General features: G+C 69.0%; 16 protein-coding genes. 7 read left to right on the top strand and 9 right to left on the bottom strand.

What is annotated here, in order from left to right:
* Positions 1 to 39: 39 nt before the first annotated feature.
* From QM728_RS12915 to QM728_RS12900, 4 genes are all read right to left on the bottom strand, one after another.
* Positions 40 to 1,107 (bottom strand): 2Fe-2S iron-sulfur cluster-binding protein, encoded by a 1,068-nt coding sequence (locus QM728_RS12915; protein ID WP_415032411.1) that lies wholly within the window; start codon positions 1,105 to 1,107, stop codon positions 40 to 42.
* A 6-nt stretch (positions 1,108 to 1,113) separates the two neighbouring features.
* The gene (locus tag QM728_RS12910; RefSeq protein WP_415032410.1) at positions 1,114 to 2,136 is read right to left on the bottom strand and encodes an AurF N-oxygenase family protein; all 1,023 of its coding nucleotides are present in this window, start codon (positions 2,134 to 2,136) and stop codon (positions 1,114 to 1,116) included.
* A 70-nt stretch (positions 2,137 to 2,206) separates the two neighbouring features.
* Positions 2,207 to 3,163 carry a diiron oxygenase gene (locus tag QM728_RS12905; RefSeq protein ID WP_415032409.1) on the bottom strand — a complete coding sequence of 319 codons (957 nt, stop codon included), beginning with the start codon at positions 3,161 to 3,163 and terminating at the stop codon, positions 2,207 to 2,209.
* A gap of 2 nt (positions 3,164 to 3,165) precedes the next feature.
* Positions 3,166 to 4,686 carry a flavin-containing monooxygenase gene (locus tag QM728_RS12900; RefSeq protein WP_415032408.1) on the bottom strand — a complete coding sequence of 507 codons (1,521 nt, stop codon included), beginning with the start codon at positions 4,684 to 4,686 and terminating at the stop codon, positions 3,166 to 3,168.
* A 125-nt stretch (positions 4,687 to 4,811) separates the two neighbouring features.
* On the opposite strand from QM728_RS12900, the gene QM728_RS12895 reads away from it, so the two are divergent.
* Positions 4,812 to 5,516 carry a TetR/AcrR family transcriptional regulator gene (locus tag QM728_RS12895; protein ID WP_415032407.1) on the top strand — a complete coding sequence of 235 codons (705 nt, stop codon included), beginning with the start codon at positions 4,812 to 4,814 and terminating at the stop codon, positions 5,514 to 5,516.
* Here the strand turns inward: QM728_RS12895 and QM728_RS12890 are convergent.
* Positions 5,513 to 5,866 carry a DUF4873 domain-containing protein gene (locus tag QM728_RS12890; RefSeq protein WP_415032406.1) on the bottom strand — a complete coding sequence of 118 codons (354 nt, stop codon included), beginning with the start codon at positions 5,864 to 5,866 and terminating at the stop codon, positions 5,513 to 5,515. The genes QM728_RS12895 and QM728_RS12890 overlap by 4 nt on opposite strands.
* Positions 5,867 to 5,938: 72 nt before the next feature.
* On the opposite strand from QM728_RS12890, the gene QM728_RS12885 reads away from it, so the two are divergent.
* Positions 5,939 to 6,775 carry an SDR family NAD(P)-dependent oxidoreductase gene (locus tag QM728_RS12885; RefSeq protein WP_415032405.1) on the top strand — a complete coding sequence of 279 codons (837 nt, stop codon included), beginning with the start codon at positions 5,939 to 5,941 and terminating at the stop codon, positions 6,773 to 6,775.
* Between the two features lie 6 nt (positions 6,776 to 6,781).
* On the opposite strand, the gene QM728_RS12880 is transcribed toward QM728_RS12885, so the two are convergent.
* On the bottom strand, positions 6,782 to 7,564 hold the full coding sequence (locus QM728_RS12880) for a crotonase/enoyl-CoA hydratase family protein (RefSeq protein WP_415032404.1): 783 nt from the start codon (positions 7,562 to 7,564) through the stop codon (positions 6,782 to 6,784).
* Positions 7,565 to 7,659: 95 nt separating this feature from the next.
* Here QM728_RS12880 and QM728_RS12875 point away from each other — a divergent pair, with 95 nt between their 5' ends.
* The 3 genes from QM728_RS12875 to QM728_RS12865 all read left to right on the top strand — a co-directional run bounded on the left by QM728_RS12875 (position 7,660) and on the right by QM728_RS12865 (position 11,503).
* Positions 7,660 to 9,303, top strand: coding sequence for an acyl-CoA synthetase (locus QM728_RS12875; protein ID WP_415032403.1), 1,644 nt, complete (start codon positions 7,660 to 7,662; stop codon positions 9,301 to 9,303).
* Positions 9,304 to 9,334: 31 nt separating this feature from the next.
* Complete coding sequence (locus tag QM728_RS12870) at positions 9,335 to 10,462, top strand: NAD(P)H-dependent flavin oxidoreductase (RefSeq protein WP_415032402.1); 1,128 nt, start codon at positions 9,335 to 9,337, stop codon at positions 10,460 to 10,462.
* Positions 10,463 to 10,597: 135 nt separating this feature from the next.
* Entirely contained in the window at positions 10,598 to 11,503 is a 906-nt protein-coding gene (locus tag QM728_RS12865; protein ID WP_415032401.1) for an oxidoreductase, read from the top strand.
* Here the strand turns inward: QM728_RS12865 and QM728_RS12860 are convergent.
* Genes QM728_RS12860 through QM728_RS12850 form a run of 3 tightly spaced genes read right to left on the bottom strand, consistent with a single transcriptional unit; the run spans position 11,464 to position 15,345 of the window.
* Positions 11,464 to 13,029 carry an AMP-binding protein gene (locus tag QM728_RS12860; protein WP_415032400.1) on the bottom strand — a complete coding sequence of 522 codons (1,566 nt, stop codon included), beginning with the start codon at positions 13,027 to 13,029 and terminating at the stop codon, positions 11,464 to 11,466. The genes QM728_RS12865 and QM728_RS12860 overlap by 40 nt on opposite strands.
* 13 nt (positions 13,030 to 13,042) lie before the next feature.
* Positions 13,043 to 14,146, bottom strand: coding sequence for an acyl-CoA dehydrogenase family protein (locus tag QM728_RS12855; RefSeq protein WP_415032399.1), 1,104 nt, complete (start codon positions 14,144 to 14,146; stop codon positions 13,043 to 13,045).
* Positions 14,147 to 14,157: 11 nt separating this feature from the next.
* The gene (locus QM728_RS12850) at positions 14,158 to 15,345 is read right to left on the bottom strand and encodes an acyl-CoA dehydrogenase family protein (protein WP_415032398.1); all 1,188 of its coding nucleotides are present in this window, start codon (positions 15,343 to 15,345) and stop codon (positions 14,158 to 14,160) included.
* A gap of 113 nt (positions 15,346 to 15,458) precedes the next feature.
* Here QM728_RS12850 and QM728_RS12845 point away from each other — a divergent pair, with 113 nt between their 5' ends.
* Positions 15,459 to 15,650, top strand: coding sequence for a ferredoxin (locus QM728_RS12845; RefSeq protein WP_415032397.1), 192 nt, complete (start codon positions 15,459 to 15,461; stop codon positions 15,648 to 15,650).
* A gap of 130 nt (positions 15,651 to 15,780) precedes the next feature.
* The gene (locus QM728_RS12840) at positions 15,781 to 16,671 is read left to right on the top strand and encodes a 3-oxoacyl-ACP reductase (RefSeq protein ID WP_415032396.1); all 891 of its coding nucleotides are present in this window, start codon (positions 15,781 to 15,783) and stop codon (positions 16,669 to 16,671) included.
* Position 16,672: the final 1 nt, after the last annotated feature.

Raw genomic sequence — 16,672 nt, 5'->3', positions numbered from 1 at the left:
CAATGAATGTTTCCCAGGGCGGTAACAGGTTCTAGGAAACTACTGATCGAAGTCGACCGACACCTCGCTGCTGATCGGCACGGCCTGGCAGGCAAGGGTCAGGCCCGCCCGCAGATCCGCGTCGACGAGGGTGTCGTTCTTGAGCATCTTGACCTCGCCCGAGGTCACCGTGCAGGCGCACGAACTGCACTCGCCCTCGCGGCAGGAGTACGGGGCGTCGAACCCCTGGGACAACAGCAGGTCGAGCAGCTTGGTCGTGCGCGGCCACGCCAACTCGACGGTCTGCCCGGCCCGGGTGACCGTCACCGTCGCGGTGTGCTCATCGGCGCTCGGCGGGGCCACGACGACGTCGGCGAAGGGGTCGCCCTCGAGCGAGCGGTACTTCTCGACCGCGATGTGCCCGGCGGGGATGCCGACGCGGCGCAACGCCTCCCGCGCCAACGACATGAACGGCGCCGGGCCGCAGACGAAGGCGTCGTAGGCGGAGAACAGTTCGAGCGCGCGGGTCAGTCCATCGGCGGTCGGACGGCCGCGCTCGCTCTCAAACCAGTGCTCGACGGCGAACCGGGTGGGGAACTCGGCGAGCATCGAGGTGAGTTCGCGGCCGAAGATCGTCGACCGCGGGTCACGGTTGGCATAGAGCAGGTAGACGGTGCCGCTGCCGCCGATCAGGACCGATTTCGCAATCGACATCAGCGGGGTGATGCCGCTGCCGGCGCCGACGAGTAGGACGTCGTTGTCCAGATCGGCCGGGGTGAAGTGGCCGGACGGGGTGAGGACCGTCAGCGTCCCGCCCGGATGCGCGTTGTCGCACAGCCAGTTGGATCCGTAGCCCCCCGGCGTGCGCTTGACGGTGATCACCAGATCCGTCTCGAAATGCGGGGAACTCGACAGCGAATAGCTGCGGGCGGCGCCACCGGGGCGATCCGTCGGAATCTTGACGGTCAGGAACTGCCCCGGGTGGTAGCGGAACGCGGACTCGAGGTATTCGGGGACGTCGAGCACGATCGACATCGCGTCGGGCGTTTCGGCGACGACTTCGACGATCTCGAGCTCATGGGCGTGGCTGACCGGCGCGGTGGCAACCGCGGAGCGGGGGGAGGACATGACGGGTCAGCGTCGCCGATCGGCGTCGACCTTGGCCCGCAGGTCGGGCGGGAGGGCGCCGGAGAGCTTGTAGAGGCGGGTCGTGACCGGCCCCTTGATCATGCCGGCGTCGTAGAGGAACTCGAGCAACGGACCGGCCATGAACTGGCCCGTCTCTTTGAACTGCGGTGAGCGGCGCGCGTCGATCATGCCGCGCAACGGGCTCAGCCCGACCGAGCGGTAGACGCGCGGGTCGATGATCTGTTCTTGGACGAAGTTCACCATCAGGGCGAACGCGACGCGGTGGGCGGCGTTGGACATCCGGCCGCGGGCCTGGATCGAGCGCACCAGCTCTTCCCGGGCGTAGGTGATGTGCCGCGCCTCCTCGAGGATGTGGATCTTCATCAGCTGGCGGAAGTGGGGCTGGAGGGTCTCGTCCATCATCCCCTCGCGCTGCAGGCGGTCGAGCACTTCTTCGATCAGCAGCGTGCCGGCGTAGATCGCGGGCCCCATCGGGACGAAGCCGACGAACCGGAAGAACTTCAGCACGGCCTTCGGCTGCTTGTACGGCTTCAGGCCGGTCTTGTTGATGAGTCGGCCGAACATCGTCGAATGGCGGGTTTCCTCGGCGACCTCGGCGAGGGCATAGCGGGTGTGGTCGTCGACGAAACCCGGGTTGCGCAGCACGCCGCGCATGAGGTTGGTGGAGAGTGCGACCTCGGCAAAGATGCCGTAGGAGAGGACGGCGACCGCCTCGTACATGGTGAGCAGTCGCTTCTGCTCGTCGGTGAGTTTGTCCCAGTGCTCGGTACCGCGCAGGGTGAGCCGATGAATCGGGATCCACGGGGCGCCCTCGACGATGGGTGCGTCCCAATCGATGTCGAGTTCGCCGTCGTAGGAGCGGTCGGCCGTGGAGCGCAGGAGGCGTTGCGCGGTCTTCTGCCGGTCCCCGACGTCGACGCTGGTGGTGCTGACCGCGCCCTTGTAGAGGCGGGGACCCCCCGACGGGTCCCGTGCCGCCTCGGTCGCAGTCGAGTCCACTACGGTCATGATTCTCCCCTCGTGAACCAGAGGTATCGGCTACCGCTGGTACCAGTGTCCTGCGTCACAGTCCCCGTTGTCAAGATCGTGGCCGCCGGAATCCGGCGCGCCGCAGCATCGATCGGCTCATCGGGTCGCGGAACAAGCCGGCCTCGGCCGCGAAGCGCACGGTGTCGGTGAACGCGGCGTCCATCCGATGCCGATGCGCGTCGGAGGTGCGCGCGGCGCGCACCGCGCGGGGCACGGGCAGGCCCATGTCGCGGTACACATCCGGATTGATCATCAGCCTGCCGACGGCGGTGACGACTCCGGCGCCGGCGACAGAGGCGGCGGCGCGGCGCACCGGACCGCGCCCGGCCAGGCGCTCCACCAGGTCCTCCCGGGCGAACCGGAGGTGTCGGCGGCTGGCGATCAGGTGGATCTGGGTGATCTGCGCGACGTGCGGCTGGACCTCGCCGTCGCCGGCCATGCGCATGAGGCCGGCCAGCGCGCCCTCCAGCATCAACGTCACCGCGCCGGTCGTCGCGCCGTTGGGCACGAGCAGCGTGTACTTCTCCAGGCGGCGCGCAAGCTTCTTGCGCCGGTAGGCGGGCAGTCCGGTGAGGTCGACGAGGCGGCCGAACATGGTGATGTTGCGCGCGTGGGTGTCGACACACTTGAGCATCCACCGAGCCCGGTCGTCGGCGATGCCGCTGCGCTCGGCGACGTCGCGGAAGGTCAACATCGACAGGACGGTCTCGGCGTAGACCGCGAGGGTGAGGAGATCGACGAGCTCGCGGCGCGACAGGTCGTCGCGCTCCACCGGCGAGAGCGCGGTCCACTGCTCGGTGCCGTGAAGGGTGACCATTGTCGGCGGCAGCCACGGCAGCCCGTCGATGGGCGGTGCATCCCAGGCGATGTCGAGTTCGCCGTTGTAGGAGTCCTCGGCGGCCTCGAACAGGAAGCGCTGTGCGGTCGCCTGACGGTCCACGATGGATCGCCGTCGGGAGACGGGGCCGCCGTCGGTGGTGGTGGGTTCGAAGAATTCGGTGCCCATGGTCAGCCCTTCACCCGTGCGCGTCGACGAGACTTCGCCGGGGTGAAGTGCAGTGCGTCGTCGGCGATCGGCCGCAGGCGCAGGGCCACATAGTCGGCGACGTAGTCGTGGCGGACCTTCCACACCCCGCTGCGCCCCTGCTTCGGCAGGGTGTCGGCGGCGCGCAGGACGTATCCCGCGGTCAGGCTGCCGAACACAGTCTCGTCCGACGTCGGAGCGCCGTCGGCGGTGGGCACGACGACGCCGTAGCCACGGTTGGCCATGTAGCCGAGCAGCCGGGTGAGGTAGTGGGTCGCCAGGCCGACCTTGAGCGTCCACGACGCGTTGGTGTAACCGAAGATGAACAGGGCGTTCGGGACGCCCTCGAGCATCACGGCCTTGTAAGTCAGGCGGTCGGCGACGACCACCGGCTCGCCGTCGACCAGGACATCGATACCGCCGTTGAACTGCACGTTCAGGCCGGTTGCGGTGACGATGATGTCGGCATCGACATGCTCGCCGGAGGTCATCTGCACCCCGGTCGGGGTGAACTTCTCAATCGTGCCGGTGACGATCGAGGCCGCTCCGCTGTTGAGCGACTTGAACAGGTCGCCGTCGGGGACGACGCAGATCCGCTGGTCCCACGGCTTGTAGGACGGCGTGAAGTGCTTGATGTCGATCTCGGGCCGCAGGCGCCCGGCCGCAACCCGGGTCAATGCGCGCTTGGTCGTGCCGGGGAACGTGCGCGTCGCCCCGAACACCACCCGGCCACCGACGGCGGCGGCCGTGCGGACGGCGGCGAACAGCGGCTTCTCGGGCAGGAACCGCATCGCGACGGCGGCTGCCCTGTTAACCGCCGGCAGTGGGACGACGTAGGTGGGGGAGCGCTGGATCATCGTGATGTGCGCGGTGTCCTCGGCCATGTTCGGCACGAGGGTGACCGCGGTGGCGCCGCTGCCGATGACGGCGACGCGCTTGCCTCGGTAGTCCAGATCCTCGGGCCAATGCTGCGGGTGCACGATGGTGCCGCGGAATGCGGTCTCGTCCGGGAACTCGGGCCGGTAGCCGTGGTCGAAGTCGTAGTAGCCGGTGCAACCGACGACGAACCTCGCGACATAGTGCCGCTCGGCGCCGGTGTCATCGGTCGCGAGCAGGGACCACCGCTGCTCCTCGGTCGACCAGGATGCGTGCCGCACCGTGATGCCGAAGTCGATCCGGTCGGTGACGCCGTACCGCGCGGCGGTCTGCTCGACGTACTCGCGGATCGACGGGCCGTCGGCGAGAACCTTGGCTTGGGTCCACGGGGCGAAGTCGTAGCCGAAGGTGAACATGTCCGAATCCGACCGGATTCCCGGGTAGCGGAACAGGTCCCACGTGCCGCCGATGCGCTGGCGACGTTCGACGATCCGCACGTCGAGTTCGGGGCGATGTTGCGCCAGCCGGCAGGCGGCGCCGATTCCCGAGATGCCCGCGCCGATGACGAGCACGTCGACTTCGAGCGCGTCGGGGTCGACGTCGGTGGGGTGGAGTTCCTCGACCGTCATGTGTTACCTCCGGTATCCGATACCGCCAGTATTGCTAACCGCGACGACGTGTGGGCCGGTTTCGAGGTTTCCGCGCATGATCCATACTGGGTCGGCAGAATCAGCCGACAGCGAGAGGGGGCGACATGGCGGACGCGCGCACCGAACGGTGGGCCGAGCACCGCAAGAAGATGCGGCGCACCCTCGTCGACGCCACGATCCGTGCCATCGACGACCGCGGGCCCGACGTCAGCATGCGCGAGATCGCCGCCGAGGCCAAGATCCCCAAACCGACGCTGTACCGCTTCTTTACGGACAAGTCGGCGCTCGTCAACGCCATCAACGACCGTGTCATGGACGCGCTCACCGAGCGGATCGTCACCGGGCCCCAGCTCACTGCGGGCACGTTGGGCGAGCTGGTCCGCGCGGGGATCTCGGGCTATGCCGAATTCGTCGGCGAGCACCCCAACGTCTTTCGCTATCTCCAGCTGAACTTCTCCGCCACCAGCAACACGTCGTCCTCGCCGAGCGTCCACGCGATCGAAACCGCGCGGACGATGGCCTCCGACATCGCCACCCTCCTGGCCGCCCTGGTGCCCGGTGACGAGGACGGTGACGCCCGTCCGCGGCAGCTCGACTCCGCGGCGGCGATGATCATGGGTGCGGTGGTGTTCGCGGCCGACGGGTGGGTCGGCGATGACGGGCCGACCGAGAGTGTGGACAGCTTCGTCGACCGGGTCGAGCCCTACATCCGGGCGCTGCTGCAGGTGGCCGCGGCCAACAACGGCGGCGCCGCGTTGGACTTCGACGCGTCGATCGCCGACAACCTCGCCGCGGTCTACGCCGGCTAGGGCGACTCGTCGGCAGCTTCGACTTCTGCCAGCTCGGTCGGCACGTGGTACGGCGGCGTGCTCTTTCCCATGATGCGGAAGCGGTTCCACGGATCGGGATCGCCGATCACGGCCGGTCGCGCGCTGTGGTCGGTGCGCACGGTGATCGTGGTGCGCTGCGCGTCGCCGAGGACCTCGGCCAACTGCTCGTTGGGCGACACCCGGCCGATCCACCGGTACACACCGTCGATCGGTTCGCGATAGCCGCGCATCTCGACGTGTACCGGGATCTCCGTGCCGCGAACGATGATTGTCGCGTCCCCGATGTAGTCCGAGCCCTCGTGCGGGCTGTGCGTGAAGACGCTGTTCATGCTACCGATGGTATGCGATACTTCCGGTTCTGATCGGCACATCGCCGAACCACCACCGACGAGGGGGAAGTCGTGCGGAAATTCGAGGGCAAGGTAGCCGTCATCACCGGGGCGGGCTCCGGAATTGGCCGGGCGCTGGCGGTGAACCTCGCCGGCCGCGGTGCGATTCTGGCGCTGTCGGACGTCGACGAGGCCGGTGTCGCCGAGACGGTGGAGCGCTGCGAGCAGGTGGGTGCGCGCGCCGCGGGGTTCCGCCTCGACGTCGCCGACCGCGACGCGGTCTACGCCCACGCCGACGAGGTCATGGATCGCTTCGGCCGCGTGAACATCGTGGTCAACAATGCGGGCGTCTCGCTGTCCGCGACGGTCGAGGACATGGCCTGGGACGACTTCGAGTGGCTGTTCAACATCGACTTCTGGGGCGTCGCCAACGGCACCAAGGCGTTCCTGCCGCACCTCATCGCGTCGGGCGACGCCCACATCGCCAACGTCTCGTCGGTGTTCGGGCTGATGGGCATCCCCAGTCAGAGCGCGTACAACGCGGCGAAGTTCGCCGTGCGCGGCTTCACCGAGTCGCTGCGTCAGGAGATGCTGATCGCCGGGCACAACGTCGGCGTCACGTGCGTGCATCCCGGCGGCATCAAGACCAACATCGTCGTCAACGGTCGTGGCGCGGGTGACAGCCCGGAGGAGATCGCCAAGGCCGGTGCGCAGTTCGACAAGATTGCGGTCACTTCACCGGAGGGTGCGGCCAAGGCCATCGTGCGCGGGATCCGTCGCAACGCGCCGCGAGTGCTCATCGGTCCCGACGCCCGCTTCTTCGACGCCGTGCCCCGGGTCATCGGGCCGCGCTACGAGGACATCGCGGGCCGACTGGGCAAATGGGGCGGAGTCGCCGACCGCCTCTGACCGGGCCTACTCGCCGGTGAAGACCGGCTTCTCCTTGTTGGCGAAGGCGCGGGGGCCGATCTTGGCGTCGGCCGACTTGAACACGCCGAGGCCTACCCGGCCGTCGGCCTCGAAGGCGTCCTCTTCGTGTTGCCCCTCCGAGTCGCGCATCGTCTTGAGGATCGCCTGTACCGCGAGCGGGCCGTTGGCGGCGATCTTCTCGGCGATTTCCATCGCCGTCTCGAGCGCGCCGCCGTCGGGCACGACGTAGCCGATGAGGCCGTACTCCTTGGCCTCGGCGGCGGTGATGTGGCGGCCGGTCAGCAGCAGGTCGGCGGCGATCGTGTACGGGATCTGGCGCGGCAGGCGCACGGCGCTGCCGCCGAGCGGGTACAGGCCCCAGCGGGCCTCGGCGACGCCGAACTTGGCGCTCTCGCCGGCCACGCGGATGTCGGTGCCCTGCAGGATCTCGGTGCCGCCGGCGATGGCGGGGCCCTCGACCGCGGCGATGAGCGGCTTGGTCAGCCGACGGCCCTTCAGCAGGGCGGGCAGCTTGGCTGGGTTCCACGCGCCGCTGTCGGCGGTGTCACCGGGGGAGTTCTTGTTCATGGCCTTGAGGTCCATGCCGGCGCAGAAGGCGCCGCCGGCGCCGGTCAGCACGCAGACGCGGATGTCGGGATCGGAATCGACCCGGTCCCAGGCCTCCTCCATGATGCGCATCATCTCGGTGGACAGCGCGTTGCGCGCCTCCGGGCGGTTCATGGTGACGACGAGGACGTGTCCGTGCTGCTCGACGAGGCAATCGGCCATCGTGGGCTCCTTCTCCAGGCGCGGTCCGCTGTCCGGGCCGGTCGGCCTGCCCGGAAGTGGTTGCCGAAAACAGTAACACGTTCTAGTTTCTATCCATGGCCTATACGATTGCCGACCTGATCGAGCACGCCGTCGACCTCATGCCCGAGCGCATCGCGCTCGAATCCGGCGACCGTTCGCTGACCTATGCCGAACTCGAGGACCAGGCGAACCGGCTCGCACACGTCCTCGTCGACGCCGGCGTCGAACCGGGTGACGCAGTGGGTCTGTACAGCCGAAACACCATCGAGGCCGTCATCGGGATGCTCGCCATCTTCAAGGCCCGCGCGGTCATGGCCAACGTCAACTACCGCTACGTCGAGGCCGAGCTCGAGCACATCTTCACCGACTCGGGCATGAAGGTCCTGATCCACGAGGACCGCTACACGGAACGCGTCTGCAACACGTTGCAGAACTGCGACACCAAGATCACCAAGCGCATCGTCATCGCCGACGAGGACAGCAAGGGCGGCCCCGCGGCCTGCACCGGCGACAAGGCGAGCAAGGTCGACGTCGTCGGCTACACCGAGGCCCTGGCGGACGCGTCGGGCGAGCGCGACTTCTCCGAGCGCACCGACGACGACCTGTACATGCTCTACACCGGCGGCACCACCGGCAAGCCCAAGGGCGTCGTGTGGCGCCAGGAGGACGTGTGGCGCGTGCTCGGCGGCGGCATCGACTGGTACTCCGGCGAGCCCGTCGCCGACGAGTGGCAGATGGCCAACACCGGCAAGGAGGGCGGCCAGCTGGTCCGCTTCCCGATCCCCCCGTTCATCCACGGCGGCTCGCAGTGGGCGATCTTCCAGTCGCTGTTCGCCGGCGGCAAGGCCGTCGTCTACCCCGACTTCGACGCCGAGGAGGCCTGGCGGGTCATCGAGCGCCACGGCGTCAACGTCGTCTTCATCACCGGCGACGCCATGGGCCGCCCAATGATCGAGGCCTACGAGGCCGGCGATTTCGACACCTCGACGCTGGTGTCGGTCGCCTCGTCGGCCGCGCTGTTCTCCCCGTCGGTCAAGGACCGCTACGTGACCGCCTTCCCGAACGCGGTCGTCATCGACGCCATCGGATCGTCGGAAACCGGTTTCGGCGGCATGAGCGTCGTCGAGAAGGGGCAGAGCCACGTCGGCGCCCCGCAGGTCAAGGCCGACCCGGAGACCCACGTGCTCCGTGAGGACGGCACCCCGGTCGAGCCGGGCAGCGGTGAGATCGGCGTCCTCGCGCGCTCGGGCCACGTGCCGCTGCGCTACCACAACGACCCGGCGAAGTCGGCCAAAACTTTCGTCGTCTACGACGGCGTCCGCTACTCGCTGCCCGGCGACTTCGCGACGCTGGAGTCTGACGGCACCATCACGATGCTCGGCCGCGGCTCGGTGTCGATCAACACCGGCGGCGAGAAGGTCTTCCCCGAAGAGGTCGAGGCCGCCCTCAAGGCGCATCCCGACGTGTTCGACGTGTCCGTCGTCGGCGTCCCCGACGAGCGCTTCGGCCAGCGGGTGGCCGCCGTCGTCGCCACCCGCGACGGCGCCCGCCCGACCCTGGCATCGCTCGGCGAGGCGTCCCGGGCCGAGCTCGCCGGCTACAAGGTGCCGCGCAGCGTGTGGTTCGTCGACGAGATCAAGCGTTCCCCGGCGGGCAAGCCCGACTACCGCTGGGCCCAGTCGGTTGCCGAGTCCCGCCCGGCCGACGAAGCCTCCTAGAACCCCCAGCCCCCCAACGTCAGGAACCCCCGTGAAAACCCAGCTCAGCGAAAAGTTCGGCATCGAGTACCCGATCTTCGGCTTCACCCCGAGTGAGGACGTCGCCGCCGCGATCAGCCGCGCCGGCGGCCTCGGCGTCCTCGGGTGCGTCCGCTTCAACGAGGCCGAGGAGCTCGACGCCGTCCTCGAGCGCATGCACGAACTCACCGAGGGCAAGCCGTTCGGCGTCGACATCGTTATGCCGGCGAAGATCCCGACCGAGGGTTCCAAGGTCGACCTCGACGCGATGATCCCGCCGGAGCACCGCGCCTTCGTCGAGCGCACCCTCGACGACCTGGGCGTCCCGCCGCTGCCGGACGGCAGCCGCATCAACACCGGCGTCCTCGGCTGGCTGCACTCGGTGGCCCGCTCGCACGTCGACGTCGCCATGGAGCACGCCCGCAAGTACGGCCAGATCAAGCTGATCGCCAACGCGCTCGGTTCGCCGCCCGACGACGTGATCCAGGTGGCCCACGAGAACGGGGTCGCCGTCGCCGCGCTGGCCGGCGCCAAGGAGCACGCCATGAACCACGTGCAGGCCGGCGTCGACATCGTCATCGCCCAGGGCTACGAGGGCGGCGGTCACACCGGTGAGGTCACCTCGATGATCCTGTGGCCCGAGATCGTCGACGCCATGGGCGACACCGCGCCCGTGCTCGCCGCCGGCGGCGTGGGCAGCGGCCGCCAGGTCGCCGCGGCCCTCGCGCTCGGCGCGCAGGGCGTGTGGATGGGCACCTATTGGCTGACCGCCGCCGAGTACAAGCTCGGCGCCACCGGCGACGGACCGTCGACGGTCCAGGAGGCGCTGCTGAAGGCGACCTCGCGCGACACCGTGCGCCGCCGCATCTACTCCGGCAAGCCCGCCCGCCTGCTCAAGACGAAGTGGACCGACGCCTGGGATTCGGAGAACGCCCCCGATCCGCTACCCATGCCGCTGCAGAACCTGCTCGTCGGCGAGGCGCACGCGCGGATCTCCGCGTCGGACGACCCCGACGTCATCGCCATGCCCGCCGGTCAGATCGTCGGCCGCATGAACGCGATCACCCCGGTGGCCGATCTGATCGCCGATCTGGTGAGTGAATACGACGACGCGGTGGCCCGGCTGAACAAGACCCTGTAACGGGTCGGATCGGACCTCGTAACAAGACGGCATACCCGACCGGCCAAAGGTCCCTTTTGCCGCTTCGATGTGGTCGAATTGACCACATAAGCTGCGCGGATGCGCGCGCGGGAGTTCTTGCGAAGGGGTGCCACAATGGCGTGGTCGATTGACGACATCGACGACCAGACCGGCCGGACGGTGGTGATCACCGGGGCCAACGGCGGTCTGGGCGAGGTCGCGACGCGCGCGTTGGCCGAGCGCGGTGCGACCGTCATCATGGCGTGCCGCGACACGCGGAAGGCCGAGCTGATCGCCGAGGGCATCTCCGGCGACGTGCGGGTCAAGCCGCTCGACCTGGCCAACCTCGCGTCAGTGCGGCACTTCGCGGCGCGGATGGGCGAGTTCGACGTCCTGATCAACAATGCGGGGCTGATGAACCTGCCGCTCAAGCGGACCGCCGACGGCTTCGAGATGCAGTTCGGCGTCAACCACCTCGCGCATTTCGCGCTGACCGGGCTGCTGCTCGACCAGATCACCGACCGCGTCGTCACCGTGGCGAGCATCGCGCACCGCCAGACGCCCAAACTGTGGATCGACGACCTCAACTACGAGAACCGCCGGTACCAGCGCAACCTCGCCTACGCGCAGTCGAAGCTGGCCAACCTCATGTTCGCCCGCGAGCTGCAACGGCGTCTCGACGAGGCAGACTCCCAGCTGCGCTCCTACGCGGTACACCCCGGTGTCTCCGGCACCGACCTGTTCACCAAGACCGAGACGCCCGTCGACCTGGTCGGCAAGGGCTTCGCCGCCGTATGGGGCCACGAGCCGAAGAAGGCCGCGCAGTCGATCCTGTTCGGCGCGACCGAGCCCGACATCGACCCGCACAAGTACTGGGGCCCGACCGGCGGCATCGGCCAGTCGCGCGGCCCGGTCCGTTCGGCGCCGTCGTCGAAGCTCTCCCAGGACCGCCGCATGTGGCGCCGCCTGTGGGAGGAGTCGGAGGCGATGACGGGCGTGACCTACAAGCTGCCGCGGTCGGTCGACGAGACCGCGCGGTAGCGCCGGTCGACCCGCGACCAGTCCGGCGGCTCTGCCGCACCGCGCAGCTCGGTGCGCACGGTTTTGAATGTCGCCGTCTGCGGCAGCTCGTCGACGATGCGGATGTGCGACGGCCACTGTTTGGGGCCGAGGTCTGACTGCGCGGCGAGGAAGTCGGTGAGGTCGTCGGGCGTCAATCCGGGTGCGACCAGGGCCGCCCACAGCTCGTCGCCGATCTCCACCGGCACCCCGTAGACGGCGGCCTGCCGGATCGCCGGGTGCCGCAGCAGGATCTTCTCGATCGGCGCGGTGCCCAGGTTCTCCCCGTCGACGCGCGCCCAATCGCCGAGCCGTCCGGCGAAGTGGATGTAGCCGCCGGCGTCGACCCAGCCGAGGTCGCCGGTGCGGTACATGCCGCCGCGGAGCCGTTCGGCGGTCGACGCGTCGTCGCCCCAGTAGCCGTCGAACAGCCCGGGCCCCGACGTGTTCACGATCTCGCCGACCTCGCCGGCGGGAACCGGTGACAGCGTTTCCGGGTCGACGACGGCAATCGGTTCCCGCAGCGGGCCGAGCGCGTCGGGCGGGGTGTCCGGGGTGCGCGAGATTGAGACGCCGCCCTCGGTGGACCCGAAGCCGTCGACGACGGTGCAGTTGAAGCGGCGGGCGAACTCGGCCCGATCCGCGGCGCTGGCCTCGTTGCCGTACATGATGCGCAGGGCGACGTCGGCGTCGTCGGGCCGCGGCGGGACGGCGAGGATGTAGTGGAGCGGTTTGCCGACGTAGTTCGCGTAGGTGACGCCGTAGCGGCTCACGTCCTCGAGGAACCCCCGTGCGGAGAACGCCGGGCGCAGTACGAGCGAAGAGCCGGCCGCCAGCGCCACCGCCCACCCGGCGACCATCGCGTTGGAGTGGAACAGCGGCATCGAGACGTACACGACGTCGTCGGCGCCCAGCCCGAACCGGTCGGCGAGCATGACCCCCGGCGCCGCGAACTTGCGCATGCTGCAGCGCACTGCCTTCGGGTCGCCGGTCGTGCCCGAGGTGAAGATCAGCATCACCAGGTCGTCGGGGGAGCGATCGGGCACGACGACCCGCTCCGGCGATTCCACCGCGTCGACCATCTCGTGAAACGGCTGGTCGTGCACGACGAGTTCGGGCACGTCGAGGCCCTGGAACAGCTCGGTGGTGGCCGAGTCGGTCAGCACGAACTGGCAGTCGGCGGTCGCCACGTCACCGGCCAGGGCTGCCCCGCGCCTGGTGGTGTTGATGCCGACGACGACAAAGCCCTCCAGCACCGCCGCGGTCAGGAAGACGCAGTAGTCCACCGGCATGGTGAGCGCGACGCCGATATGCGGCGGGCGGTCGGGGTCGAGGCGGGCGCGCACCGCCTTGCCGATGTGCGCCGCCTGCCGCAGGTGGTCGTGCCAGGAGATGTAGATCTCCCCGTGGTGCAGCCCCCGGTCGGTGACGTCGACGAGCGGCGCCAACAGCTCCGACAACGAGCGCGCGTCGGCGACTGAAGGCGCGCTCGGCGAGTTTCTGGGCACGCTCGGCGAGAGGCTACGCGGGGTCGGCGGCGATGCGGTCGCCGAGTCGGGCCAGCACCGCGGGTTCGCCGGCGAGGGCGTACTCGTTCTGCTTGGCCCGCAGGAAGTAGCGGTGCGTCGGGTGCGAGGTGTCCAGTCCGACGCCGCCGTGCACGTGCACCGCGGTGTGTCCGACGCGGTGCCCGGCCTGCCCGGCCCAGAACTTCGCCGTGTCGATCGCCTCGGCCGCGTCCATGCCCTCGGACAGCTGCCACGCGGCCTGCGTGGTGGTCAGCTGCAGACCCTGGACGTCGATGTAGCCGTCGGCCAGCCGCTGCGCGACGGCCTGGAACGAACCGATCTTGCGGTCGAACTGCTCGCGCTCGGCGGCGTACTCGGCGGTGCGGCGCAGCGCCTGCTCGACGATGCCGCACTGCTCGGCGCAGGCGGCCAGGTTCAGCCGGTTCACCAGCTCGGCGACGGCATCGCCCTCGGCCACCACGTTCGCGGCGTCGACCGCGACACCGGCGAAGTCGACCTGGGCGGTCGGCAGCAGGCCGGTGGACGGCGCGGGGGTGACGGTGACTCCGGCGGCGCCGGTCTCCACCAGGACGGCGACCGGGCCCTTGCCACCGTCGGCGGTGACCAGCAGCGCCTCGGATGCGCCGGCGAAGCCGACGTTGACCTTGGTGCCGTTCAGCTTGCCCTTGGCGTACTTGACGGCGGCCGGTGCGAACGGGTCGTAGACGGTGTCCTCGTCGACGGCCGCGGCGATGACGGCCTGGCCGCCGGCGACCTTGGCGATCCACTCGTCGCGCTTGGCGCCCGACCAGCCGGCCAGCGCCGGTAGGACGGCGATCGCGGTCGTGGCGTAGGGGACCACGCCCAGGGCGCGGCCGACCTCGGTGGCGACGGCGACGGTGTCGACGGTGGTCAGCCCGCCGCCGACGCCGGCCAGATCCTCGGGCAGCTCCAGGCCGATCAGGCCGGCCGAGCCGAGTTCGCGCCAGAGCGTGTCGTCGAGCGGGGCCAGCTTCTCCTCGAGCTCGGCGACCCGCTCGGGCGTCGAGATCTTGGTGGCGATGTCGCGGGCGAGCGTGACCAGCTCGCCGGTGGTCTCTTCGGTGCGGAAGTCCATGAGAAGTCTCCTTATCGCCGCTGGTGCGGCTGGCCGAGGGCGAGCATGGCGATGATGTCGCGCTGGACCTCGTTGGTCCCGCCGCCGAAAGTGAGGATCAGCGACGAGCGCTGGAAACGCTCGAGGCGGCCGAGCAGGTGGGCGCCGGTCGAACCCTGGCGCAGCGTCGCCGCCGGGCCGATGACCTGCAGCAACAGGCGGTAGGCCTCGGTGGCGAACTCGGTGCCGTACACCTTGGTCGCCGACGCGTCGGCCGGGCTGGGGGCCTCGCCGGAACCCGCCTGCGAGGCGATCTTCCAGTTGATCAGCTTCAGGAATTCGACCCCGGCGTGCACGCGGGCCAGGTTCGACCGGACCCACGGGGTGTCGATGACGCGCTCCCCGGTCGGGGTCTTGGTCTGCTGTGCCCACTGGGTGGTCTCGCGCAGCGCGGTCTGGATGGGCGCGGCGCTACACAGTGCGACGCGCTCGTTGTTGAGCTGGTTGGTGACCAGCGGCCAGCCGCCGCCGAGCTCGCCGACGAGCGCCGTCTTGGGCACGCGCACGTCCTGGTAGTAGGTGGCGGAGGTGTCGACGCCGCCCATCGTGTGGACCGTCGTATAGGAGAAGCCCTCGGCGGTCGTCGGCACGATGAGCATCGAGATGCCCTTGTGCTTCTTGGCCTCCGGGTCGGTGCGTACGGCCAGCCACACGTAGTCGGCGTAGGGGATGAGGCTGGTCCACATCTTCTGGCCGTTGATGACGAACTCGTCGCCGTCCTCGACCGCCGTCGACCGCAGTGACGCGAGGTCGGTGCCGGCGCCCGGCTCGGAGTAGCCGATGGAAAAGTGCAGTTCACCTGCGGCGATCTTGGGCAGGAAGAACTTCTTCTGCTCCTCGGTGCCGAAGTGCATGATGGTCGGCGCGACCGAGTTGATGGTCAGGAACGGCACCGGGGCACCGGCGATGGCGGCCTCGTCGGTGAAGATCAGCTGATCCATCATCGAGCGGTTCTGGCCGCCGAACTCCTCGGGCCAGCCCAGGGCGAGCCACCCGTCCTTGCCCATCTGGCGCACGACGTCGCGGTAGGCGTCGCCCTCGCCCATCTCGCCGGAAGTGGAGGTGAGCGCCGCGCGACGCTCGGGGGTCATGAGCTTCTCGAAGTACGCGCGCAGTTCCCGGCGCAGCGCTTCCTGCTCTTCGGAATAGGCGATGCGCATCGCGACTCCAGCTTTCGTTTTAGGGGGTTTACTCGCTTGTTTCTGTAACACGTTCTAACCTGAGACGAGTGGGTTCGTCAACCGAGGCGGACTCCAAGGAGAGGAGTTGTGCGATGCGCATCAGTTGTGACTTCGACCTGTGCGAGTCAAACGCGATCTGTGTCGGTATGGCGCCGGACGTTTTCGAGCTGGATGACGACGATTACTTGGTTATCCTGCAGGAAGACCTCCCGACCGACCGTGCCGAGGAGATGCGTCAGGTGGTGGCCAGCTGCCCCAAGTCGGCCCTGACGCTGCACGAGTAGACCCCGTAGGAAATTCTCGGGGTGTCAGCCCACACCCCGCCGCGAGCCTGTATGGTGCCTGAAACAGGTTCTAGTTTTGAGTCAGTGGACTCGACTGCGAATACAGCCCGGACATAGCTGGAGGATGAGCGTGAGTGGATCGTTGGACGGCCGCGTGGCCGTCGTGACCGGTGCCGGCGCCGGATTGGGCCGTGCCGAGGCCATCGGCCTGGCGCGGGCCGGTGCGACCGTCATCGTCAACGACCTTGCGCAGGCCCTCGACTCCAGCGACGTGCTCGACGAGATCAAGGCCGCGGGTTCCCGCGGCGTCTCGGTGGCGGGCGACATCTCGGCGTCGGAGACGGCGACCGAGATCATGCGCACCGCCACCGAGGATCTCGGCGGCCTGAACATCGTCGTGAACAACGCGGGCATCACGCGCGACACGATGCTCTTCAACATGACCGACGACGAGTGGGACCTGGTGCAGCGCGTCCACCTGCGCGGCCACTTCCTGCTCAACCGCAACGCCGCGGCCTACTGGCGCGGCCTCGCCAAGGAAGGCGACGGCACGACCTACGGCCGCCTGATCAACACCTCGTCGGAGGCGGGCCTGTTCGGCCCGCCCGGACAGGCGAACTATGCGGCCGCCAAGGCCGGTATCACCGCACTGACCCTGTCGGCGTCGCGCGCGCTGGGCCGGTACGGCGTCACCGCGAACGCCATCTGCCCGCGGGCCCGCACGGCGATGACCGCCGACGTCTTCGGCGATGCGCCGACCGACGGCGTCGACCCGCTCTCGCCCGAACACGTCGTCAAGCTCGTCACCTACCTGGCCGGACCGTCGGCGCAGTCGGTGAACGGCCAGCTCTTCGTCGTCTACGGCCCGAAGGTCACGCTGATGGCCGCGCCGGAGATCGCCGAGGTCTTTGCGGCGACCACGGACGATTGGTCGGATGGGGAGCTCGATAAGGCGCTGACCAGCTATTTCGATGCGCGGGATCCGAAAGTCACGTTTGCGGCAAGCTCGCTGGCCAACTGAC

The organism is Gordonia sp. (in: high G+C Gram-positive bacteria) (genome assembly GCF_047602025.1).
Lineage (GTDB): Bacteria > Actinomycetota > Actinomycetes > Mycobacteriales > Mycobacteriaceae > Gordonia.
Note: the sequence above shows the minus strand (reverse complement) of the source record. Positions and strands in the feature narration are given on the sequence as shown.